The 21,979-nt window shown below is 67.2% G+C and carries 20 protein-coding genes; 8 read left to right on the plus strand and 12 right to left on the minus strand.

Annotated features, from left to right (window positions below; translation table 11 throughout):
• Positions 1-151: 151 nt before the first annotated feature.
• Both N0K08_RS06230 and N0K08_RS06235 read right to left on the minus strand, forming a co-directional pair.
• Positions 152-958: an anti-sigma factor gene (locus tag N0K08_RS06230; protein ID WP_261499216.1), complete on the minus strand. Its 807-nt coding sequence runs from the start codon at positions 956-958 to the stop codon at positions 152-154.
• 160 nt (positions 959-1,118) lie between these two features.
• Entirely contained in the window at positions 1,119-1,694 is a 576-nt protein-coding gene (locus N0K08_RS06235; protein WP_261499217.1) for an RNA polymerase sigma factor, read from the minus strand.
• Between the two features lie 240 nt (positions 1,695-1,934).
• Here N0K08_RS06235 and N0K08_RS06240 point away from each other — a divergent pair, with 240 nt between their 5' ends.
• Complete coding sequence (locus tag N0K08_RS06240; RefSeq protein ID WP_261499218.1) at positions 1,935-2,528, plus strand: ferritin-like domain-containing protein; 594 nt, start codon at positions 1,935-1,937, stop codon at positions 2,526-2,528.
• Positions 2,529-2,610: 82 nt separating this feature from the next.
• Here the strand turns inward: N0K08_RS06240 and N0K08_RS06245 are convergent, their stop codons facing one another.
• Positions 2,611-3,612, minus strand: a complete 1,002-nt coding sequence (locus N0K08_RS06245; protein WP_261499219.1) for a Bug family tripartite tricarboxylate transporter substrate binding protein — start codon at positions 3,610-3,612, stop codon at positions 2,611-2,613.
• 53 nt (positions 3,613-3,665) lie between these two features.
• Positions 3,666-5,288 (minus strand): benzoylformate decarboxylase, encoded by a 1,623-nt coding sequence (mdlC, locus tag N0K08_RS06250; RefSeq protein WP_261499220.1) that lies wholly within the window; start codon positions 5,286-5,288, stop codon positions 3,666-3,668.
• A gap of 112 nt (positions 5,289-5,400) precedes the next feature.
• Between mdlC and N0K08_RS06255 the strand changes: the two genes are divergently transcribed.
• The gene (locus N0K08_RS06255) at positions 5,401-6,342 is read left to right on the plus strand and encodes a LysR family transcriptional regulator (RefSeq protein ID WP_261499221.1); all 942 of its coding nucleotides are present in this window, start codon (positions 5,401-5,403) and stop codon (positions 6,340-6,342) included.
• Positions 6,343-6,368: 26 nt separating this feature from the next.
• Here N0K08_RS06255 and N0K08_RS06260 read toward each other — a convergent pair whose 3' ends face one another.
• Both N0K08_RS06260 and N0K08_RS06265 read right to left on the minus strand, forming a co-directional pair.
• Positions 6,369-7,379 (minus strand): NADPH:quinone reductase, encoded by a 1,011-nt coding sequence (locus tag N0K08_RS06260; RefSeq protein WP_261499222.1) that lies wholly within the window; start codon positions 7,377-7,379, stop codon positions 6,369-6,371.
• 54 nt (positions 7,380-7,433) lie between these two features.
• Complete coding sequence (locus N0K08_RS06265; RefSeq protein ID WP_261499223.1) at positions 7,434-8,237, minus strand: AraC family transcriptional regulator; 804 nt, start codon at positions 8,235-8,237, stop codon at positions 7,434-7,436.
• An 82-nt stretch (positions 8,238-8,319) separates the two neighbouring features.
• Between N0K08_RS06265 and N0K08_RS06270 the strand changes: the two genes are divergently transcribed.
• Both N0K08_RS06270 and N0K08_RS06275 read left to right on the plus strand, forming a co-directional pair.
• Positions 8,320-9,501 (plus strand): MFS transporter, encoded by a 1,182-nt coding sequence (locus N0K08_RS06270; protein WP_261499224.1) that lies wholly within the window; start codon positions 8,320-8,322, stop codon positions 9,499-9,501.
• 169 nt (positions 9,502-9,670) lie between these two features.
• The gene (locus N0K08_RS06275) at positions 9,671-10,306 is read left to right on the plus strand and encodes a flavin reductase family protein (protein ID WP_261499226.1); all 636 of its coding nucleotides are present in this window, start codon (positions 9,671-9,673) and stop codon (positions 10,304-10,306) included.
• 92 nt (positions 10,307-10,398) lie between these two features.
• Here N0K08_RS06275 and N0K08_RS06280 read toward each other — a convergent pair whose 3' ends face one another.
• Positions 10,399-11,319: a LysR family transcriptional regulator gene (locus N0K08_RS06280; RefSeq protein ID WP_261499227.1), complete on the minus strand. Its 921-nt coding sequence runs from the start codon at positions 11,317-11,319 to the stop codon at positions 10,399-10,401.
• A gap of 194 nt (positions 11,320-11,513) precedes the next feature.
• Between N0K08_RS06280 and hglS the strand changes: the two genes are divergently transcribed.
• The 3 genes from hglS (at position 11,514) to N0K08_RS06295 (ending at position 14,966) form a co-directional block, all read left to right on the plus strand.
• Positions 11,514-12,926 (plus strand): 2-oxoadipate dioxygenase/decarboxylase HglS, encoded by a 1,413-nt coding sequence (hglS, locus tag N0K08_RS06285; RefSeq protein ID WP_261499228.1) that lies wholly within the window; start codon positions 11,514-11,516, stop codon positions 12,924-12,926.
• Entirely contained in the window at positions 12,923-14,359 is a 1,437-nt protein-coding gene (locus tag N0K08_RS06290) for an FAD-binding oxidoreductase (RefSeq protein WP_261499229.1), read from the plus strand. The genes hglS and N0K08_RS06290 overlap by 4 nt, the downstream gene beginning before the upstream one ends.
• A 163-nt stretch (positions 14,360-14,522) precedes the next feature.
• Positions 14,523-14,966, plus strand: coding sequence for a VOC family protein (locus tag N0K08_RS06295; RefSeq protein ID WP_261499230.1), 444 nt, complete (start codon positions 14,523-14,525; stop codon positions 14,964-14,966).
• 10 nt (positions 14,967-14,976) lie between these two features.
• On the opposite strand, the gene N0K08_RS06300 is transcribed toward N0K08_RS06295, so the two are convergent.
• The 3 genes from N0K08_RS06300 to N0K08_RS06310 are packed head-to-tail and all read right to left on the minus strand — an operon-like array spanning position 14,977 to position 17,317.
• On the minus strand, positions 14,977-15,495 hold the full coding sequence (locus N0K08_RS06300) for an OmpA family protein (protein WP_261499231.1): 519 nt from the start codon (positions 15,493-15,495) through the stop codon (positions 14,977-14,979).
• A gap of 26 nt (positions 15,496-15,521) precedes the next feature.
• Complete coding sequence (locus N0K08_RS06305) at positions 15,522-16,760, minus strand: diguanylate cyclase domain-containing protein (protein WP_261499232.1); 1,239 nt, start codon at positions 16,758-16,760, stop codon at positions 15,522-15,524.
• Positions 16,761-16,765: 5 nt separating this feature from the next.
• Positions 16,766-17,317 (minus strand): YfiR family protein, encoded by a 552-nt coding sequence (locus N0K08_RS06310; protein ID WP_261499233.1) that lies wholly within the window; start codon positions 17,315-17,317, stop codon positions 16,766-16,768.
• A gap of 330 nt (positions 17,318-17,647) precedes the next feature.
• Here N0K08_RS06310 and N0K08_RS06315 point away from each other — a divergent pair, with 330 nt between their 5' ends.
• On the plus strand, positions 17,648-19,423 hold the full coding sequence (locus tag N0K08_RS06315; RefSeq protein WP_261499234.1) for a monovalent cation:proton antiporter-2 (CPA2) family protein: 1,776 nt from the start codon (positions 17,648-17,650) through the stop codon (positions 19,421-19,423).
• A gap of 108 nt (positions 19,424-19,531) precedes the next feature.
• Here N0K08_RS06315 and ychF read toward each other — a convergent pair whose 3' ends face one another.
• Together ychF and N0K08_RS06325 are read right to left on the minus strand one after the other, a co-directional pair.
• Positions 19,532-20,626, minus strand: a complete 1,095-nt coding sequence (ychF, locus tag N0K08_RS06320) for a redox-regulated ATPase YchF (RefSeq protein ID WP_261499235.1) — start codon at positions 20,624-20,626, stop codon at positions 19,532-19,534.
• Between the two features lie 105 nt (positions 20,627-20,731).
• Positions 20,732-21,715, minus strand: a complete 984-nt coding sequence (locus N0K08_RS06325; protein WP_261499237.1) for a porin — start codon at positions 21,713-21,715, stop codon at positions 20,732-20,734.
• Between the last annotated feature and the right edge of the window lie 264 nt (positions 21,716-21,979).

Consider the following 21,979-nt stretch of genomic DNA (forward strand, 5'->3'; position numbering starts at 1 on the left):
ACCCCCTGAGCGGCTTACGCCGCTTCCCCCTCTCATCCTTCGGTGGAGGGGGACGGCAGCCTCGGTGCGGGGCGGCCCTTCCTCGCTGCCCCTTGCTGGGCCATGCCAGTGGCGTGGGTTGCGATCGTCGCGGACAACTGGGTTAAGGCGCCTACAAATCCCGCCGGATCAATGCGCCGGTAAACAGCACCGGCCCCGTGGGCCCGGTGGCGCTGGGCACGCCGCCCTTGGGCTCCAGGCTGATGGCCAGCGTGGGCACGGCCTGCACCTGGGCTTCCTGCGCCTTGAGCTGCTCGAGCTTGCCCTGGCCCAGCACGCCCAGGGATTGCGGCCGGCCCTGCGGCGGCAAGGCCCACAGCTGCAGCGACTGGTTCGGGCCTTCGCGGAAGTCGCCTACGCGCTGCAGCACCAGCCGGTTGTTGCGCGCGTCGAAAGTCACCAGCATGGAGGGATCCGCCCGGCCGTCGGCGAGCACCGCCACGTACTGGATTTGCGGTGTGGCCTGCAACGCCGCCTGCGCGGTCCGCACCTGGCTTTGCAGCAAGGCCAGTTGCTGCTGGCTGGCCTGCCGCAGCCCCTGGTGGGACCACAGGCCCACGGCGATGGCCGCCACGGAGGCAAAGGCCCCGGCCCAGGCGGCGTTGCGCCACCAGGCAAGCGCGCGCGCGGGAACGCGGGCGACATCGGTTGGCGGGCGACGGTGGGCCTGCGCGGCGCGCAGCTTTTCGGCCTGCAGCAGGTTGTCGATACGCAGCCACACCGCGGCGTCCGGCTGCACCGGGGATTGCACTTCTGAAAAGGCAGACCAGCGGCCTTCCCATAGCAAGGCCGCGGCGCGCACCTGCGCCTGCTCACGCGCCAGCTGTTCAAAGCGCCGGCGCGCGCCGCCGCGCAGCGTGCCCAGCGCATAGGCCGCCGCCAGGCGGTCCAGCAGTTCGGGGTTTTGGGTCAGGTTCATGATGGCAACTTCTCAGTAAAGCGCTCGCACGACCTGTGGCCTATGCCACTGGCGCGCCCCAACCCAGGGGCAGCGAGCAAGCGCCGTCGCGCAGCGAGGCTGCCGTCCCCCTCCACCGAAGGTTGAGAGGGGGAAGACGCGAAGCGGCTCAGGGGGTGCCTCATACATGCCTTGCCATGCATTTGCGCAGCTGCTCCAGGCTTCGGCGCATCCACGTCTTGACGGTGCCCAATGGCAACTGCAGCTGGCTGGCCAGTTCGCTGTGGCTCAGGTCGCGCAGATAGGCCAGGCTCACCACCTGGCGCTGGGGCTGCTCCAGCCGCTGCAGACACTGGTGGAGCACCACGGCCTGCTCGCTGGCTTCGACCAGCTGCATCGGGCCTTGGGCCTCGCTGGCCGGTTGCGAGGACTCATCGTCGTCCCACGCAACGTTCAAATGCAGGCGCTGCACGCGGCGGCGGCGCAGGAAATCCAGGCCCCGGCTGCGCACCACCAGTCCCATCCAGGCCATGGGCGGACTCAGCGAAGCGCGGTAACTCCCCGCCGTGCGCCAGATGCCCAGGAAGCTCTCCTGCAGCACATCCTCGGCCCACTCCTTGTTGCCGACAACGCGCAGCGCCAGGCCATACAGGCGCGAGGCGGCGTGCTCGTACAGGTGCTTGAGTGCAGCCTCGTCCTGTACGGCGATGCGGTCTAGAAGGTCCATCAGTTCGCTGTCCGGTGTGTTGGCGCTCATGCCGCCATTGTGCTGAGAAGCACCGGTTTGTAACGGTGCTGTTGGATTGCTGCCAAGACCTGCGAATTTGTCTTGCCTACCTTCCTGTACGCAGGTTCCGGGCGATTGGATGCAACCCTGGCGCCTGCAGGGCTTGGAAAATATTTTCAGGAACCTGAATCCAGGGGCGCCAGGGCTGCGTATTTCCAGTGTCAGGCACGCAACCGTGCCGACAAGCCCCACCGTCAACCAGGAGCCATCATGAACACCAACTTCTTTGCAGACAGCTCAACTCCCTTGGCCTCGCGCCGCGGATTTCTGGGCACCACGGGTACCTTGTCCGCTGTCGCCGTGGCCATGCTGGCCGGCAAGGACTCCTTGGCCCAAGGCATGGGCAGCGACACTTCCAAGGATGTCTCCATCCTCAACATCGCCCTGGGTCTGGAGCATGAAGCCATCAACGCCTACCAGCTGGGTGCCGGCAGCGGCCTGCTGCAAAAGCCCGTGCTGGATGTGGCCGTGCTGTTCCAGAGCCAACACAAAGCCCACCGCGACGCCTTGATCGCCACCATCCAGAAGCTCGGCGGCAAGCCCGTGGCGGAACGCACGCTGCAGGTCTATGCCGAATCGCTCAAGGCCAGCACCCTCAAGAACCAGAACGACGTGCTGATGCTCGCCGCACGGCTGGAGCTGGGTGCCACCAATGCCTACCTGGGCGTGATTCCCGCCTTCGGTAACCGCGACCTGGCCAAGGTCGCCGGACGACTGGCCGCCGACGAAACCATGCACTACACCGCGCTGATCTCGGTGCTGGGCCAACCCTTGCCGACCAGCGCCCTGTCGTTCGGGGCCTGAGCCGCGGCATGAAAAAACCCCGCCAGCTGGGCTGGCGGGGCGGGTCTGAAAACTTCAGCGGACGACCTCCTGGGCCGCTGGCTCACTCAGCCTTCAGGCCGATGCTGGCGACCAGATCGGCAAAGCGCTCGCGCTCGATGGCGTGGTGGTCCACGAACTGCTTGCGCGTCATTGCGGCCGGCGTCGCGCCCAGGCTGGCAATGATGTCGAGCACGGCCTTTTGCTCCAGCGCCCGGGCGATGCCGTCACGCACCTTGGCCACCACCGCATCCGGCACGCCCGTGGGCGCGTAAATGCCGAACAGGGTGTCGGCATCGAACCCCGGCAGACCGCTTTCCGCCAGCGTGGGCACATTCGGGTACTGGGGCGAGCGCTTGGGGCTGCCCACGGCCAGCAGACGCAGCTTGCCCGCATCCACATGCTTGAGGCCCGGGCCCGGATCGAACCAATACTGCAACTGACCGCTGACCACGTCGTTGAGCGCGGGCGCCGCGCCGCGATAAGGCGCGTGCACGGCATCCACGCCGGCCATGCGCTTGAACATTTCGCCGGCCAGATGGGGCGAGCTGCCCTGGCCCGGCGAGCCGTAGCTGATCTTGCCCGGATTGGCCTTGAGGTACTGGATGAACTCGGCAACGTTCTTGGCCGGCACGCTGGGGTGGGTCTCCAGGTAGACATGGATCCGCGCCATTGCCGCCACGGGCGTGAGGTCGCGCGCCGGGTCATAGGGCAGCTTGCCGTAGATCATGGGGTTGATCGTGATCGCGCCGCCCGAACTCAGCAGCAGCGTGTAACCGTCCTTGCTCGCCCGCACGGTCTCGGCGATGCCGATGTTGCCGCCCGCGCCGGGCTTGTTCTCTATCACCACCGGCTGGCCCAGGGTCTGCGACAGCTGGGGCAGGATGGCCCGCGCCAGCACGTCGGCCGCGCCGCCGGGCGCGAAATTCACGACCAGACGCACCGGCTTTTCCGGCCAGGACTGGGCCATGACAGGCGTGGTCCAGGCCATGGCACACAGGCCCAGCGCCGACAAGGCCTTGAGGCCCTGGCGGCGCGCGGCGTTGGCTTGCTTTTGTGATTTCATGTTCGCTTGTCTCCTTGTAGTTGTCTTGTTTTCCAGGGGCCTCGCGCCCCGGCTCAGGCCACTTCCACTTCGACCAGAATGGGCCGCGGCGAAGCGAGGGCCGCCGTCAGCACGGCCTGCAATTGCCGCGCATCTTCCACATGCACGCCGTCGCAGCCCTGGGCCTTGGCGAGGCCCACGAAATCGATGTCGGGCAACTCCGTGCCTTCGACTTTCTCGCCGTCGCGGTAGCCGAAGACCTTGGCGAACTCCTGCAACGCGGCATAGCGGCGGTTCTTCAGGATCACGAAAGTGATGGGCAGGCGCAGCTGGGCCGCGCTCCACAGCGCCTGGATGGCATACATGCTCGAACCGTCGCCCAGCACCGCCAGCACTTTTTTCTCGGGCTGGGCCAGGGCCACGCCGACGGCCGCCGGCATGCTGTGCCCCAGGCCGCCGCTGCACATGGTGTAGAAAGTGCCGGAGTGAAAAATCGGCAGATAGGCCTGGATGGTGGAGCGCGAACTCGGCGCTTCCTCGACCACGATGCTGTGTGGATCGCGCACCTGGGCCAGCGTCTGCATGGCCCAGGCCACCGACATGCGCTCACCGGATTCGGGCGGCTGGGCCCGGGGCGCGGGCAGGCGCGGCGCGGGCGCGGCCCGCGTTGCCGGCGCGGGCCGTGCCAGCAGTTCCTGCACGCCCCGGCGGATATTGCCCACGGCCGCCGTACCCACGGGCGCCCAGGCGGCGATGGCCGGGTCTTCGATCAGCTGGTACAGCGCCGTGCCGGCGGGGATGTGCGGCCCCTGGCCTTCCACATGGTAGGTGAACGTCGCCGCGCCCACGGCGAACACCACGTCATGGCCGCCGAGCAGCTGCACGATGCGTTCGCGCATCGCCGGCAGGAAACCGGCGAACAGCGGATGGTCTTCGGGAAAGCTGCAGCGCCCCGACATCGGCGCCACATACACCCTGGCCTGGTGGCGTTCGGCCAGGGCCACCACCGCATCCCAGGCGGCGCCGCGGTCCACGGCCGCGCCCACCACCAGCGCCGGCGCCCGGGCACCGTCCAGGGCCTGGGCGATCATGTCCAGCACGCGCGGGTCGGCGCAGGCTTCAAAGCCCACGTCGCGCACCGTGATCGGCTCGGCCGGGTGCTCCCAGTCGTCGGCCGGAATCGACACCAGCACCGGGCCCCGGGGCTCCTGCATGGCGATGTAATAGGCCCGGGCCAGCGCCTGGGGCACGTCCTCGGCGCGGGCCGGCTCGCAACTCCACTTCACATAGGGCTTGGGCAGCTCGGCCGCCTGGCTCGAATGCAGGAAAGGGTCGAACTGCAGGATGGAGCGCGCCTGCTGCCCGGCGGTGATCACCATCGGCGTGCGGTTCTTGAACGCGGTGAAGATGTTGGCCATGGCATGGCCCACGCCCGCGGCCGAATGCAGGTTCACAAAGCTCGCCCGGCGCGTGGCCTGGGCGTAGCCGTCGGCCATGCCGACCACCACCGCCTCCTGCAGGCCCAGCACATAGGAAAAATCTTCAGGGAAATCGCGAAACAGCGGCAGCTCGGTCGAACCCGGGTTGCCAAACACATGGGTCATGCCCAGCTGGCGCAACAGGTCGATCACGGCATGGCGCACCGTATAGGCGGCGGTATTCACAGGGGGGGTCTCTTGCACAACAGGGCTCCTCATCGGTCTGCGCGCGGACCTTCCCGGCGCATGGCATGGCCTGCATGGTGCATGGGGTGATAATTTCCAGCAATTGAATAAATCATCTAAGAGATATTCATTTAATGGATATACCGTGGACATCAATACTCTGGATCTCAACCTGCTGCGCGTGTTCGACGCCGTCTTTCGCCATCGCAGCGTCAGCCGCGCGGCCGAAGAACTGGGCCTGTCCCAGCCCGCGGCCAGCCAGGCCGTGACCCGCCTGCGGCTGCTGCTGGGCAATGCCTTGTTCGAACGGGTCCACGGCGGCATGCGCCCCACGCCCCGTGCCGAGCGCCTGGCCGTGGTAGTGCGCGCCGCCCTGGCCGCGCTGGAAGTCGGCCTGGGTGAAGCCCAGTCCTTCAACCCTCTGCAGGCGCAACAGGTGTTTCGCCTGCACTTGAGCGATATCGGCGAAGCGCGCTTCTTGCCGTCGCTGATGTCGGCGCTGCATGCCCAGGCGCCAGGCGTGCGCATCGAAACCTTGCCCCTGCCGCTGGCCGACATCGCCGACGCCCTGGACCGGGGCACGCTGGATGCGGCCATAGGCTTTCTGCCCGGCGTGCACAGCACCCAGAGCAGCGTGCTGTTGCACGACCATTACAGCGTGATGCTGCGCAGCCAGCACCCGCTGCTCAAGACCGGTCGGGGCGCGAAACTGGCGCTGGCCCAGCTGCGGCAGCTGGAATTCGTCGCCGTGCGCTCGCACTCGGAAACACTGCGCATCCTGCAGGCACTGGAGCTGACCGACCGCATCCGCCTGTCGGCCGCCCACTTCCTGGCCGTGCCGTCCATCGTCAGCCAGACCGATCTGGCCGTGGTCATGCCCCACGAGCTGGCCGCGGGCTTTGCGCGCGACGGCGGCTACGCCCTGCTCGACGCCGAGCTGCCCGACCACCGCTTCGCGGTCTCGTTGCACTGGAGCCGGCGCTTCGCCCAGGAGCCGCCCAAGGTCTGGCTGCGCCAGTGCATAGAAGCGCTGTTTCGGCAGGCGCCGGTCGGCCAGGCCGCCAAGCCCGGTTCTGCCCCGCACTGATCTCGGTGCTGGGCCGATCCGCTGGACTAGGGACTGTTCGGTTCGGCAGGTGAATCGCACAACACCACGACGGTGCCGAGCTTGTTCTTCGCTTCGACCGCGAGATGGGCCTGCGCCGTCTGGTGCAGCGGAAAGCGGCGGTCCACGCTGTGGATCGCGCCTGGCGTCTCGTGGATCCAGCGGTGCACCCCCAGTTGCGCGTCGCGCCGCACCGCTGCCGACAGGCCCGCCAGGTACAGGCCGCGCAGCGTCAGGTTCTTGCGGATGATCTGCGCCATGGGCAGCGCGGCCATGGCCTGCGGCCCGATCGCATAGCTCACCCAGGTCGCCCCATCGCTGACCACCTTGAGCACCAGCTCGCTGTTGGCCACCGCATCGACGTCGACGACGCGTTGCACGCCTTGCGGGCCTGCGGCGCCTTGCACCTGCTGCCAGGCATCGGCCTGGGTGTAGTCGATAACGGCATCGGCGCCGGCACGGCGCGCATGCGCGGCTTTTTCCGGGCCGCTCACGGTGGCGATGACTTTGGCGCCACCCCATTTGGCGAGCTGCACGGCGTAGTGGCCGACCGCCCCGGCGCCGCCGGTCACCAGCACCACGCTGCCGGCGATGGGCTTCTCGTCGAACAAGGCGCAGCAAGCCGTCATGCAGGGAATGCCCAGGCAGGCGCCTTCCACCTCGCTGACATGGTCCGGCAGTTCGCTCGCCAGTTCCTCGGGCAGGCAGATGTACTGCGCCGCCGTGCCGAAGGCCCGACCCCGCTGGCCGAAATAAATCCACACACGCTCGCCGACGCGCTCTGCGCGCACGCCCTCGCCCACCGCGTCGACGACGCCCGCGCCATCGCTGTGGGGAATGATTCGCGCGTACTCCATTCCATGCAGGCGCCCGGACCGTCGGTTCGCATCGGCCGGATTCACCGCCGAGGCGCTCAGGCGCACACGGACTTCGCCAGGCCCGGGCAGGGGCGTCTCCATCTCACCGTAGATGAGCACCTCCTGCGCCAGACCCTGCCGTTCGTACCAGACTGCTTTCATTGCTCTATCTCCGTTCCATCGTTTGCTTTTCGAATTCTGGGGCTGCGCATGCCCTCAATCCACCTGCCGCAGCGCGGCGAAATAGTGGGTCGGCGACTGGCCCAGGGCTTTCTTGAACATGGTGATGAACGCCGTCACCGAGTCATAGCCCAGCTTGCCTGCCACCTGCTGCACCGACGTTCCCGATGCCAGCTGGTGCAAGGCCACGATCAAATGCAGTTGCTGACGCCAGCGGCCGAAAGTCAGCCCCGTCTCCTTCTTCACCAGCCGGGCCAGCGACCTCTCGCTCATGGCCAGGCGCTGCGCCCAGTCGGCCAGCGTCGTGCGATCCGCGGCGTCTTGCGACAAGGCCTCGGTGATGCAACGGATCTTGGGGTGCTCCGAAATGGGCAAATGCAGCTGCTCGACGGGTGCCGCCACCAACTGCTCCAGCAGCACGGCCACCAGACGCGCCGTCGCGCCCTGGCGCGGATAGTCCGGCGCCTGGTCGGCGAGATAGCGTATGAGTTCACGCAGCAAAGGACTGATGGACAGGGTGCAGCACTCGCTCGGCATCTGCGCGGCATCGGGCGCTATGAAGAGAAAGTAGATCCTGGCGTTGTCGGTGGCGCGGTTGCTGTGCGGCATGCCGCCAGGAATCCAGACCGCATGCTGCGGCGGCACCATCCACATGGCCTTGGGCACTTCGCAGGTCACACCACCGTGCACGGCCAGCACCAGCTGGCCCTTGTGGTGCCTATGGACGGGCTGCTCGCTGCCGTGATTGCGGACCTCGACACGCCAGGCGGCCACGGGACGGTCCACCGCATCCGGATCGAAATGCCGCAGCGACTGGATGAGTGAGCCGTCAGTTGTCATGTTTTAGCGATTAACAGTCTTTTCTTCTATATTAATCAATGCTGGCGATGTCTAGAGTCAAGGTATTCACCGAAGGAACACAATGAATACGCTGAAGACTCCACGGGCCGCCAGTCGGGCAGCCCTTCTGGTGGGCATTCTTTTGATCGCCGCCAACCTGCGCGCACCGATCACGGCCTTAGCGCCGGTACTGGCCCCCCTGCGCGCGGATTTTGGCCTGAGCACCACGGCCGCTGGCGCGCTGACCACGCTGCCGCTTCTGGCGTTCGCCCTGGTCTCGCCGTTCGGCGCCTGGTTCGCACGCCAATACGGCCTGGAGAAATCCCTGTTCGGGGCCTTGCTGGCCATTGTGCTGGGCATAGGGCTGCGCTCCGCAGGCCTCGAGTGGTGCCTGTACGCCGGCACCGCCATCATCGGCATGGGCATTGCCGTGGGCAATGTGCTGCTGCCCAGCCTGGTCAAGCGCGACTTCCCCCGCCATGTCACGTCCTTGACCGGCAGCTACGCGCTGGCCATGGGCATCGCCGCCGCGCTGGCGTCCACCGCTGCCGTGCCCATGGCCCATGCCTGGGGATGGCGCTGGGCTCTCGCGGCTTTGGCGATCCTGCCCCTGGCGGCACTGGCGGTCTGGATGACACAGGCCAGCGCCCAAGCCCCGCAGGCTGCAGCTGCCACCACGCCTGCGCCAGATGCCAAGGTCTGGAACTCGGCGCTGGCCTGGCAGGTAACGCTGTTCCTGGGCCTGAACTCCACCATCTACTACGTGGCCATTGGCTGGCTACCGACGATTCTGATCGACGCAGGCTTTGCACCCGCGCAAGCCGGCTCCCAGCATGGCCTGCTGCAACTGGCCACCGCCGTGCCCGGCCTGGTGCTCGGACCCTTGCTCAGCCACATGCGCGACCAGCGCCTGCCGGCTGCCGCCGTGGCCCTGCTCTCGGCGATTGCGCTGCTGGGCCTGATGCTGATGCCGCAACTGGCGTGGGTCTGGTCGATTCTCTTTGGCATGGGCACCGGGGCCGGCATCATCCTGGGGCTCTCCTTCATCGGACTGCGGACCCACAACGCCCACCAGGCCGCCGCGCTGTCCGGCATGTCGCAAAGCGTCGGCTACCTGCTGGCAGCCACCGGGCCCATGGCGATGGGCGCCTTGCACGACGCGCAGGGAAGTTGGCACATCCCCCTGGGCATCTGCGCGGTCCTGGCGCTGATTGCGGCCGTGATGGGGTTCCTGGCCGGTCGAGACCGCGCCCTCGCCCAGTGACGGCGTGCAGAGTCAGCGCGCGGATCCATGGCGACATTGCCGAGCGCAATCTCGGTGGAAAATACCAAGCACCCATACGCCAGCAAAGCGCTGCTCGCCGTGCCGCGACATGGCCGACAACGCCCAGGCCCCCCGCACTCCCTCGATCTTGACCGCCTTGATAACTGATATGACGATGCATCACCGCCAGCAGACCATCCATTCGTATGCACCACGGCAAGGCCATGGCCTGCCCCATGACCCGTTCAATGCCATCATCGCTCCCCGCCCCATCGGCTGGATCTCCACCCGGGCGGCGGACGGCACACTGAACCTGGCCCCCTACAGCTTCTTCAACGCGTTCAATTACGTGCCGCCCATCATTGGTTTCTCCAGTGTGGGCCGCAAGGACACGCTGAACAATATTGAAGCCACGGGTGAGTTCGTATGGAATCTGGCGACGGAAGATCTGGCCCAGCCCATGAACCAGAGCAGCGCCACGCTGGCATCCGACGTCGATGAATTCGCCATCGCCGGCCTCACGCCACTGGCGTCGGTGCAGGTGGCCCCGCCCCGGGTGCTGGAAAGCCCGGTCTCCATGGAGTGCAAGCTCACGCAAATCGTCCAACTGCAAGGCGCTGACGGCGCGCAGGTGCCGACCTGGCTCATCCTCGGCGAAGTGGTGATGGTGCATATCGACCATGCGCTGCTGGAAAACGGCATCTTCCAGACCGCACGCTCGCGCCCCTTGCTGCGCGCAGGCGGCGCTGGGGACTATTTCACCATCAACGCACAAGCGCATTTCGATATGCGCCGGCCCCGGTAATCCATGGACTGGTAACCCCCTGGATTCCTCCGACGCGATCGCACTGGGGGGCCCACAGCCCCACCAACCTCAGGCGGCGCATCCGCGAACACTCATGGCGCGCCCTCGCCCCCCTGCAGGAACTCCTGCGCCGCCTGCTTGAGCCAGGTGCGCAGAGCCTGCAGCGGCGGGTAGTCGGCGCGGCTGGTGGGCCAGGCCAGGTAGTAGCGCTCGGCGCTCTCCATATCGGGCAGTTGCGGCAAGGCCGGCACCAGGTCGCCCTGTTGCAATTCGCGCGCAATCAGAAAGCGCGGCAGCAGCGCCACGCCCACGCCGGCCATGGCGGCCTGGGCGGCCGTGGCGAACTGGTCCAGGACCATGCCCTGCACCTCCCCCACGGCAACATCGTGCCGTGCCATCCAGCGCTGCCAGGCATCGTGCCGCGAGGCCAGATGCAGCAGGGGCGCGCGCAGCAAGTCCCGCGGCTGGACAAAACCGTGCTGCGCCAGCAGGCCGGGGCTGCAGGCGGGCACCACGGCCTCGCCCATCAGCAATTCCAGTCCCGCCCCGGGCCAGTGCGGCAGGCCGAAGTGGATGGCCGCGTCCACGTTTTCGAGCTGGAAGTCGAACTGCGACAGCTGCGTGGTCAGGTGGATGGTGATGCCCGGATGGGCCGCCAGGAACTGCGGCAGGCGCGGCGCCAGCCAGCGGGTGCCGAACGTGGGCAGGATGGCCAGGTTCAGGCTGCCGCCCTGCGGGTTGGAATGAAAGCCCAGCGTGGCATTGGCGATGCGCACCAGCGCGCCGCGAATTTCCTGCACGTAGGTCTGCCCGGCCGGGCTCAGGCGCACGGTCTGGCGCTCGCGCACAAACAATTCCGCCCCCAGTCGCTCCTCCAGCGCGCGAATCTGTCGGCTGACGGCGCTTTGCGTCAGGTGCAGCTCGGCCGCGGCCGCGGTGAAGCTTTGGTGGCGCGCGGCCGCTTCAAACGCACACAGCAGGGACATGGGGGGCAGGAATCGGCGGGTCAGCATGGAAAGCTCCGTGGGCAAGGCATTGGTCATTCGATTTCGGAATGACCTATTGACGCAATTATCGTTTGACCCACCTCCTCGCGCACGCCTACCATGCGCAGCAAACCCGCCCGCAGGGGGCTCTACGTCTTCTCGACGACAGCGCCACCCCACGGTCCAGCCCCCACATTTCCCGCCCCACGCCCGCCTTTGTCATGAGCAATACGCACCACTCCTCCCACTTTGTCTCCTCCGACGAAATCCGCAGCCGCTTTTCGCGCGCCATGTCCACCATGTACCGCCAGGAAGTGCCGCAGTACGGCACGCTGGTCGAACTGGTGACCGACATCAATGCCCGCACGCTCCAGGCCCAGCCTGCGCTGCGCGCGCAGATGGAACGCACGGGCGAAGCCGCCCGTCTGGGTGTGGAACGCCACGGTGCGATCCGCGTGGGCACGGCCGCCGAGCTGGCCATGCTGCGCCGCCTGTTCGCCCTCATGGGCATGGAGCCCGTGGGCTATTACGACCTGTCGGTGGCTGGCGTGCCAGTGCATTCCACGGCTTTCCGCCCGGTCAGCGACAGCGCCTTGCTGGCCAATCCTTTCCGCGTGTTCACTTCCTTGCTGCGACTGGACCTGATCGCCGATCAAGCCCTGCGCGCCAAGGCCTCGGCCATCCTGGCCCAGCGCAACATCTTCACGCCGCGCGCGCTGGAGCTGATCGCCCACAGCGAAGCCGTCGGCGGACTGACCACCGCCGAAGCCGACGAATTCGTGCACGAAGCACTGGAAACCTTCCGCTGGCACCAGGAAGCCACCGTGGACGCGGCCACCCACGATGCCTTGCAAAAAGCCCACCGCCTGATCGCCGACGTGGTCTGCTTCAAGGGCCCGCACATCAACCACCTGACGCCACGCACGCTGGACATCGACGCGGCCCAGGCCGCCATGCCCGAGCGCGGCATGGATGCCAAGGACGTGGTGGAAGGCCCGCCCCGACGCGACTGCCCCATCCTGCTGCGCCAGACCAGCTTCAAGGCACTGAAAGAGGCCGTGCGCTTCACCGATGACGCGGCCGACAGCACGGGCGCGCACACCGCCCGCTTTGGCGAGATCGAGCAGCGCGGCGTGGCCCTGACCCGCAAGGGCCGGGCGCTGTACGACGAGTTGCTGGCCCAGGTCCGCGACATGGGCAACGCCGGCAACGCCGCGCCCGACTATGGCCTGCGCCTGGCGCAGGTGTTCGAGCAATTCCCCGAAACGCACGACGCGCTGCGCGCCCAGGACCTGGCCTTTTACCGCTACAGCCTCACGGCGCAAGGCGAAGCCGAGGCCGATGTCGCGCTGGCCCAGGCCGATCTGGCGACGCTGCTGGCGCAAGGCCTGGTGCAGGCCGAGCCCATTACCTACGAAGATTTTCTGCCCGTGAGCGCGGCCGGCATCTTCCAGTCCAACCTGGGCAGCGAGGAACAAAAGCAATACCAGGCCCAGGCCGCGCAGCAGGCTTTCGAAGCCGATCTGGGCGCGCCCGTGCACGACGAGATCGCCTTGTACGCCGCCGCGCAGCAGCGCTCCATCGACCAGTTGCGCGCGGCCTTGCGCGACCAGGCCGCCAAGGTGGCGGCATGAGCGGTTTGACTCCCGAAGCCATCATCCAGGCCCTGGGCGCGTTGGTGGGCGAGCGCGGTCTACTGGTGGGTGCCGACATGGCGGCCTACGAGCAGGGCGCACGCTATGGTGCGGGCCAGGCGCTGTGCGTGGTGCGTCCGGCCGACGTGCAGGAAGTGCAGGCAGTGGTGCGCTGGTGCGTGGAACATGGCGTGCATCTGGTGCCCCAGGGCGCGAATACCGGCCTGGTGGGCGCCAGCACGCCCGACGCCAGCGGCACCCAGATCGTGCTGTCCACCAGCCGCCTGCGCGGCCTGTGCGAAGTGGATGTGGCCAACCGCAGCGTGACGGTGGATGCCGGCGTGACGCTGCAGGAACTCAATGAGCAGCTGGAGCCGCACGGCCTGTGGTTTCCCATCGATCTGGGCGCCAATCCGACGGTGGGCGGCATGGTGGCCGCCAACACCGGCGGCACGCGCCTGATCCGCTACGGTGATGTGCGCCACAACCTGCTGGCCTTGCAGGCCGTGCTGCTGGAGCCCGCGGGCGAGCTGCTGGACATGGGCCGCGCGCTGCGCAAGGACAACACCGGACCGGACCTCAAGCAGCTGTTTGTCGGCACCTCGGGCGCCGGCGCCGTTCTGACCCGCGCCACGCTGGAAGTGCATGTGCGCCCCAGCCAGTCGGCCACGGCCCTGGTCGTACCCACCTCCGATGACGCGGTGCTGCAATTGCTGCAGGCGCTGGAGCGCGATCTGGGCGACTATCTGAGCGCCTTCGAAGGCCTGTCGGGCAACGCCATGCAGGCGGCCATCGACCATGTGCCCAATCTGCGCAACCCCTTCGCACCCGAGCCCGCACCGGACTTCGCCATCCTGATCGAGCTGGAAGCGGCCAGCAGCAAGGCCTACACCGGGCTGGATCTGCAGGAAGCGCTGAATGCTTTCCTGCAAGACCAGTTCGAGCAGACGATCGAGAACGCGGTGATCGGCAACGGCCACGAGCTCTGGCACCTGCGCCACAGCATCAGCGAAGGCGCGCGTGCGCTGGGCAAGCCGATTGCCTTCGACGTCTCGGTGCCGCGCTCGCAGATCATGGCGTTTTGCCGCGCGGCGCGCGCCGTGGTGGCCGCCGAGTTTCCGTTCCTGCATGTCGTGGACTTCGGCCACATCGCCGACGGCGGCGTGCACTTCAACGTCATCTGGCGCAACGACGCCAGCCAGCCCTATGACGCGGCGGCCGTGCAGGCGCTGCGCGACCGCATCTACGCCATGGTGGTGCAGCAATTCGCCGGCAGCTACAGCGCCGAGCACGGCGTGGGTCCGCACAACAGCGCCTACTACCACCGCTACACCACGCCGACGGCGCTCCAGCTGGCGCAAGGCCTGCGGCGCCTGGTGGACCCGCGGCAGCTGTGCGGCAGCGTGGATTTCGGCTCGGCGCCGCAGTCCTGAACAGGCCTGCACAACACTGTCCGCCATGGGGGATTTCAATGGCGGACAGTGCGCCTGTCCTCACAATGCAGGGTGAGAGTGCGGCGCCCGGGATGCGGCTGGCCTACGGCCCGCGCTCAGGCCCTGCGCCCACATACCCCGTTCCCTCACCCAGGAGACACGCATGCAATTCATCCCCTATCTGAACTTTGACGGCAACTGCGCCGAAGCCATGGCGTTTTACGCCAAGCTGTTTGGCGGGCAGGTCGCGCACCAGATGACTTTTGGCGAAATGCCGGCTGGCGAAAACATGCCCCCGCTGCCGGACTCCGCCAAGAGCCGCATCATGCACGCCCATTTGCAGATCGGCGAACAGGCGCTGATGGCTTCGGACGCCATGCCCTCGACGCCGGGAGCGGCTGAAAACTGCGGGGGCGGCTACGTCAAGCCGCAGGGCCTGTGGGTGTCGATCGGCGTCGAGTCGGCGGCCGAAGGCCAGCGCATTTTTGACGCCCTGGCACAGGGGGGAACAGTGGCCATGCCCTATGCCGCGACCTTCTGGTCACCGGGCTTTGGCATGGTGACCGACCGTTTCGGCACGCCCTGGATGCTCAACACACAGGAGTGAGCGCGCGCCCCTACGACACCGGCACGATGATGGCGACGCGCCGGTTTTCCTTGCGGCTGCCCTGAATGCTGCTGGGGGGCAGAGGCCGGCTGCGGCCATAGCCGTGCACGGCGATATGGGCCTGCGGAATGCCCGCCTCCGTCAGCACCTGGGCCACGGCCTGGGCGCGGCGCAGTGACAGGCGATCGTTGTAGGCATCGCCGCCAAGATCATCGGTATGCCCCTCGACGCGCAGGCGCTCGATGCCGACGCTGAACAGCGACCGGGCCATGCGCTCCACCGCGGCGCGCTGGTCGGCCGCGAGCTTGTCGGCGTTGAAGTCGAACAGCAGCTTGCCCGCCATCTGCAGCTCCCAGCCCTCATCGACCTGCTCGAAACCATATTCGCGCAGCACGGCCACCTGCTGCGGCGACAGCGACGACACGGCGGCCTGGGCCGGCCCCGCGGGCGGTGGCGACTGGCAGGCCCCCAAGGCCAGGGCCATCGCCAAGGGAGCGCAGCGCACGCATGAGGTCCATATCTTTTTCATATTTTTTTCAGCTTTCGCTCTCCGCTTCACCAAGCTCGGCCACATGCCACATGCCGCGTTCCGCGGCAGTGGGCTTTTGCACGATACATCGCCGCGTCGGCCGCACGCAACAGCGCCACCATGTCCTGCCCGTGGATCGGGTACACCGCCACGCCTATGCTGACCGAAGGCAGCAGTTGCAGGCCGCTGGCCAGCACCAGCGGCGACGCCATGGCGTGAATGATCTTGTCGGCAATGCGCGTGGCATCGTCGGCGCCGCGCACCGGCGCCAGCAGCACGGCAAACTCGTCGCCGCCCAGGCGTGCCACCAGGTCGGATTCGCGCAACTGGCTGCGAATGCGCTGGGCCACGGCCACCAGCAAGGCATCCCCTACCTCGTGGCCGTAGGTGTCGTTGACCTGCTTGAAATGGTCGTTGTCGAGAAAGAGCACGGCAAAAATGCCTGCCTCCAGCTGCGCCTTCTGCAATACGGCCTGCAGGCGCTGCTCAAAGAACGCCCGATTCGGCAGACCCGTCAGGCTGTCGTGGTTGGCCTGATGGGTCAGGGCCGTGTTCTGCAATTGCAGATGGGCCTGGCGCTGCTGCAGCTCGTCGAGCAGGGAGTTGACGTCATCCCCCAGGGCACGCAACTCGACGATGCGTGCGGGCGGCACGCGCAGCGTCAGATCGCGCTCATGGCGCGCAGCGCGGGCCACTTCGGCCAGCGACTGCAAAGGCGTCACGATGTCGCTGAGCATGCGCCGCGACAGCAGCACGCCGGCGGCGCCGCTGATGGCCATGCACACCAGCAGCACCGCCATCCCGGAGAGCAGGAATTCCAGCAGGCCCCGGCCATCGCCACTGAGCTCCACCCGGCCCGCAAGCTCTCCGTCGTTGCGAATCACACCCACCGCGGGGTCGGACAGCATGTGCCGCCCCAGCCACACCCCCACCTCCCCGGCCAGCCCCTGGTCGCCATGGCGCCACTGGGCGAGCACGTTGCCCCGGGAGTCGAGCACGCGCGCATGGGCCACGCCTTCGCCCGCCAGCATGGTGTCCAGCGTGTGGCGGATGTTCTCCCGGTCGCCGAACACCACGGCCGCCTCGACCGTGTAGGCCAGCGAGCGGGCCACCAGCCGCAGATTGTTGTCGATGTACACCCGCAGCGCGACCGCCCCGGCCAGCAGGACCAGCGTGCCGGCCACCGTCACCGAAACCCACGCCATGCGCCGGTATGCGCGGCGTACCACCCCACCCAGCGTGGACGGCGCCGTCGTATCGCGCATGCCTGTCATCCGCCTCCCTTGCGCCGCCCCAGGCGCAGCACGCGCGGATTGACCCGCACGCCGCTGCGCGCCACCGAATCCAGGTTCACTTCAAACGTTACTTGGGCCGGGCGTACATCCAGGCAGAACATGCCGCCGATCTGGCACAGCTCCTGGCGCTCACTGATCGACAGCAGAGGCTGCCCGACCAGGCGGCCCACCAGCAGCCGCCAGGCGCTGTCGGTCAGCAGACCCACATAGATGCCCTCGCATTCCGTGGTCAGCCCGGGATCATCGAGCCGGATGCGCCGCACGATGACCTTGCGCTCGCCCGGCAACTGGCCGCCCTTGAGCACTTCGTCGGCGTATTCGGTGGGGCCGACCACGCACAGGCGGATGGTGGCGGGCTCCACGGGCCAGCGCGTATAGCTCACGATGCCGAAGACGGCTTGCGCCACGCCCTGGGAGCGCTCGTCGGTCACGATGTCCTGGGCGCCCGCCTGGACACACAACACAAGGGACAGCATCGTCAGCCAGCGGGGCATGAGCGCACGCAGGCAATGAAGTGGCAGGTTCATCTGAACGTATTTCCAGTTTCCGCGGCAGCACGCGACGAAAGGCACTTTGCGCAAAGGAAAGGTGCAGGCACAGATCCTTCGACCGCATCCCCCGGATATTAAGCCGAGCCATTGGAGAAAGGGTGGCAGGCCCCGCAGATATCGGTCACCCCCGCCCGCATGAGTCAACCGCGCCACAAAAAATCACCGGCAAGGCTTGCAGGTGTGGCCGGCAAGCACCGGCGACGGGGCTGGAATGCGCGGTATGCTTTCGCCCAGGTGGAGGTTGGCCGCACCAGACCTCTGGGCAGGCGCCTGCGCATTACAAGAAATCCGTCAAGGAGTGCCCGGATGACAGTGGAAAGTGGTGGCGTCGATCTGGTGCCCGTGGTCCTGCTGCTGGGAGCAGCCGTGGTGGCAGTGCCGCTGTTCAAGCGCCTGGGTCTGGGCTCGGTTCTGGGTTATCTGGCGGCGGGCCTGGCCATAGGCCCGTTCGGGCTGGGCTGGTTCAATGACTCCGGGACCATCCTGCACATTGCCGAGCTCGGCGTGGTGATGTTCCTGTTCATCGTCGGCCTGGAGATGCGGCCCTCGCATCTGTGGAGCCTGCGCAAGGCCATCATAGGACTGGGCAGTCTGCAGGTCGTGGTCTGCGGGGCCCTGCTGACCTTGGTGGGAATCGCGTTCGGCTTCCCCTGGGCGGTGGCTTTCATCAGCGCCATGGGCTTCGTCTTGACCTCCACGGCCATCGTCATGCAATTGCTGGGCGAGCGCGGCGATGTGGGCGCTCCGCGCGGACAACGCATCGTCGCCATCCTGTTGTTCGAAGACCTGCTGATCGTGCCCCTGCTGGCCCTGGTCGCCGTGCTTGCGCCGCAGGCCGGCGGCCCCGCGGAACACGTCAACACGCGCTGGGCCGTGGTCGGGCTGGCCGCCGGCTCCCTGGGCCTGCTGGTCGCCGTAGGCCTGTGGCTGCTGAACCCGCTGTTCGGCGTGCTGGCGCGTGCCAAGGCGCGCGAAGTCATGACGGCCGCCGCCCTGCTGGTCGTGCTGGGCTCGGCCTTGCTGATGCAGATGGGCGGCCTGTCCATGGCGCTGGGCGCCTTCCTGGCCGGCGTGCTGCTGTCCGAGTCGACCTTCCGCCATCAGCTCGAAGCCGACATCGAGCCCTTCCGCGGACTGCTGCTGGGGCTGTTCTTTCTCAGCGTGGGCATGTCACTGGACCTGTCGGTGGTGTCGCACAACGCCTTGTTCATCATCGCCGGCGTGGTGTCGCTGATGCTCACCAAGGCCGTTTGCATCTACGGTGTTGCCCGGTTGGCGCGCAGCTCGCATGCCGAGGCCCTGGACCGGGCGGTCCTGATGGCCCAGGGCGGCGAGTTCGCCTTTGTGCTGTTTGCCGCCGCGCTGACGGCCGGCGTCATCGACGCGCGGGTCAACGCCCACATGACGGCCATCATCGTGCTGTCGATGGCGCTGACCCCGCTGCTCGTGCAGCTGCACAAGCGCCTGGCGCGCAAGAGCGACCAGGACATGAGCGGCGTGGAAGCGGTTGCCGACCAGCGGGCCAGCGTGCTCATCATCGGGTTCGGGCGCGTGGGCCAGATCGCCAGCCAGGGCGTGCTGGCCCGCGGGGCCTCGCTGACCATCATCGACAACGACACGCAGATGATCCGCGACGCCCAGGCCTACGGCTTCAAGGTCTACTACGGCGATGGCAGCCGGCCCGACGTGCTGCGTGCCGCCGGCGCCCACGAGGCCTGCACCGTGATGGTCTGCCTGAACGACAGGGCCGCGGCCACGCACATCGCCGAGATCGCCAAGGACGTCTGTCCCCAGGCCAAGCTGCTGGTGCGGGCCTTCGACCGCGAGCACGCGGTGGCCCTGGCCAAGGCCGGCGCCGACGTCTTTGTGCGCGAGACGTTCGAGTCGGCCATGCTGCTCGGCCGGGAGGCCGTGCTGGCCACCGGTGCCAGCGAGGAAGAAGCCGACGACATCATGGCCATGGTGCGACGGCGCGATGCCGAACGGCTGGACCTGGAAATGACCGGCGGCCCGTTCGCCGGCCGGGCGCTGCTGCTGGGCAACATGGCGCCGGCGGAACAGGCCCCGCCCAGCACGCCCTAGGCCACGCCCGCGGGGCGGTGGAACCAACGAGCAACAAAAAACCCTGCAAATCCATGACTTGCAGGGCTTCTTGGCAGCCCATGCAAATGCATGGGGCCGCGGTCCGGATCAGACGTTGAACAGGAAGTTCAGCACGTCGCCATCCTTGACCACGTATTCCTTGCCTTCGGCGCGCATCTTGCCCGCGTCCTTGGCGCCTTGCTCGCCCTTGTAGGCGATGAAGTCGTCAAAGGCAATGGTCTGGGCGCGGATGAAGCCGCGCTCGAAGTCGCCGTGGATCACGCCGGCCGCCTGGGGGGCGGTGGCACCGACGGGAACGGTCCAGGCGCGCACTTCCTTCACACCGGCGGTGAAGTAGGTCTGCAGGCCCAGCAGGCTGAAGCCGGCGCGGATCAGGCGGTTCAGGCCGGGCTCGTCCTGGCCCATTTCGGCCAGGAACATGTCGCGGTCTTCGTCGCTCATTTCCGACATCTCGGCTTCCATCTTGGCGCAGATGGCGACCACGGGCGCGCCCTGGGCAGCGGCGTATTCCTTCAGGCGATCGAGCAGCGGGTTGTTCTCGAAGCCGTCATCGCTGACGTTGCCGACGAACATCGCGGGCTTGGCGGTGATCAGGCAGAACTGCTTGAGCAGCGGCGCGTCTTCCTTGGACACGGGCACCACGCGCGCGGGCTTGCCTTCGTTCAAGGCCGCCAGAATGGGCGTGAGCAGCGACACCAGCTTGGCGGCGTCCTTGTCGTTGCCCGACTTGGCAGCCTTGCTGTGGCGGTTGAGCGCCTTTTCGACCGTGGCCATGTCGGCCAGGCACAGTTCGGTCTGGATGACTTCGATGTCCGAGATCGGGTCGACGCGGCCGGCAACGTGGATCACGTTGTCGTCCTCGAAGCAACGCACGACGTTGACGATGGCGTCGGTTTCGCGGATGTGGGCCAGGAACTGGTTGCCCAGGCCTTCACCCTTGCTCGCGCCCGCGACCAGGCCGGCGATGTCGACGAACTCGACGATGGCCGGAACAATGCGCTCGGGATGGATGATCTCGGCGAGCTGGTTCAGACGCGGATCGGGCACTTCCACCACGCCGGTATTCGGCTCGATGGTGCAGAAGGGGTAGTTTTCGGCCGCAATGCCGGCCTTGGTCAGTGCATTGAAGAGGGTGGACTTGCCCACATTGGGCAGGCCCACGATGCCGCATTTCAGGCTCATGGCAGGGCTTTCTGGAAATCTGGGGACAAACCCGGCATTTTAGGGCTTGGTGCATATCCTTGCCAGCCATGCCTGCTGGGCATCGCCCGCAACCGGGCCATCCACTCAGAATGCGTGCGACATTCCCACGCCGAAAGCCGTGCGCGACGCCACATGCGCATCGCGCTTGTTGCCCAGGCTGGCGTACAGCGTGGTGCGCTTGGACAGCGCGTAATCGGCGCCGACCGAGACAAAGCGGTTGGTATCCTGGTTCAGCCGCTGGTGGCCATAGCCGGCCTTGAGCGTGGTCGACCCCATCTGGTAAGTGCCGCCCAGCGTGGTGGCGCGGGACTCGCCGACATTGCCCGCGCTGCGGCTGAAGTCATGCGCCAGCATCACGGCCGCGCTGCCAAAGCGGTATTTGCCGGCGAGAAAGCTGTTCTTGTCGCCCAGGCTGTTGCGCTCCACGGCCGCCATCGCGGCCACCGCCTGCTGTTCATACTCGAGCACCGCGGAATACGGCCGGCCCGTGGCACCGAGCGCGGTCTGGCGTTCGGGCGAGGCGCTCAGGCGCAGCGTGAAACCGGCAATCCGGGGCGAGTCGTAGAAAACGCCGTTGTTCAGCCGGCCGTATTCGGCCCCGCCGTTGTTGCCGAAGGGATCGCTGGGCGTCAGCGCATGCCACTGGTACCAGGCCGGCGAGGCGATGCGGTTGAAATTGGCCCAGGGATCGAACTTCCAGTCCTGCGCCCACATCGCCGTCAACGCCCGCCCCACGCGCACCGTGCCCCAGCTGCCTTGCAGACCCACGGTGGATTCGTCATGCCAGAAGGGCTTGACGCCCGCGCCTTCGGTATCGCCGGCATCGAGTTCCAGGCGCGTGCTCAGGCGGAACACCGCCTTGAGGCCGCCGCCCAGGTCTTCAAATCCCGAAATCGCCACATGGCTGCGCTGGATGGTCCCCAGCTGATTGACGCCATCGAAGCCGCGATAAATGCCGGCGTCGAGCAGGCCGTTGATGGATACCGAGGATTGCGCCCAGGCGGGCACGGATGCCGCCAGGGTGCCAAGGACTGCACAGGCCAGAAGCCGGGGTGGGTTGCAGCGCATGATGATTTCTCCTTTGGTCTTTCGCTTGACGCGACGCCGTCCTGGCCCCTGTTGCAAAGGCGGAAGCTAGCGCTCCCCGGGACCGGGTCGGCGTGTGAAAGCGAATGGAATCGAGGCAGTTGCCTCGGTGATGGCCGGGCGCGCAGCGCCAGCCGGTAGAAAGCTGCCTTGCCTTTCACCCTGTCCAGGCCTTGCAAGAAGGGCATGACAGTGGCGAGCGCGGCAGCGTCGAGAGGGACATGGGAACAAAACCCATTCCAGGCC

The organism is Acidovorax bellezanensis (assembly GCF_025421555.1).
GTDB classification, from domain to species: domain Bacteria; phylum Pseudomonadota; class Gammaproteobacteria; order Burkholderiales; family Burkholderiaceae_C; genus Comamonas; species Comamonas bellezanensis.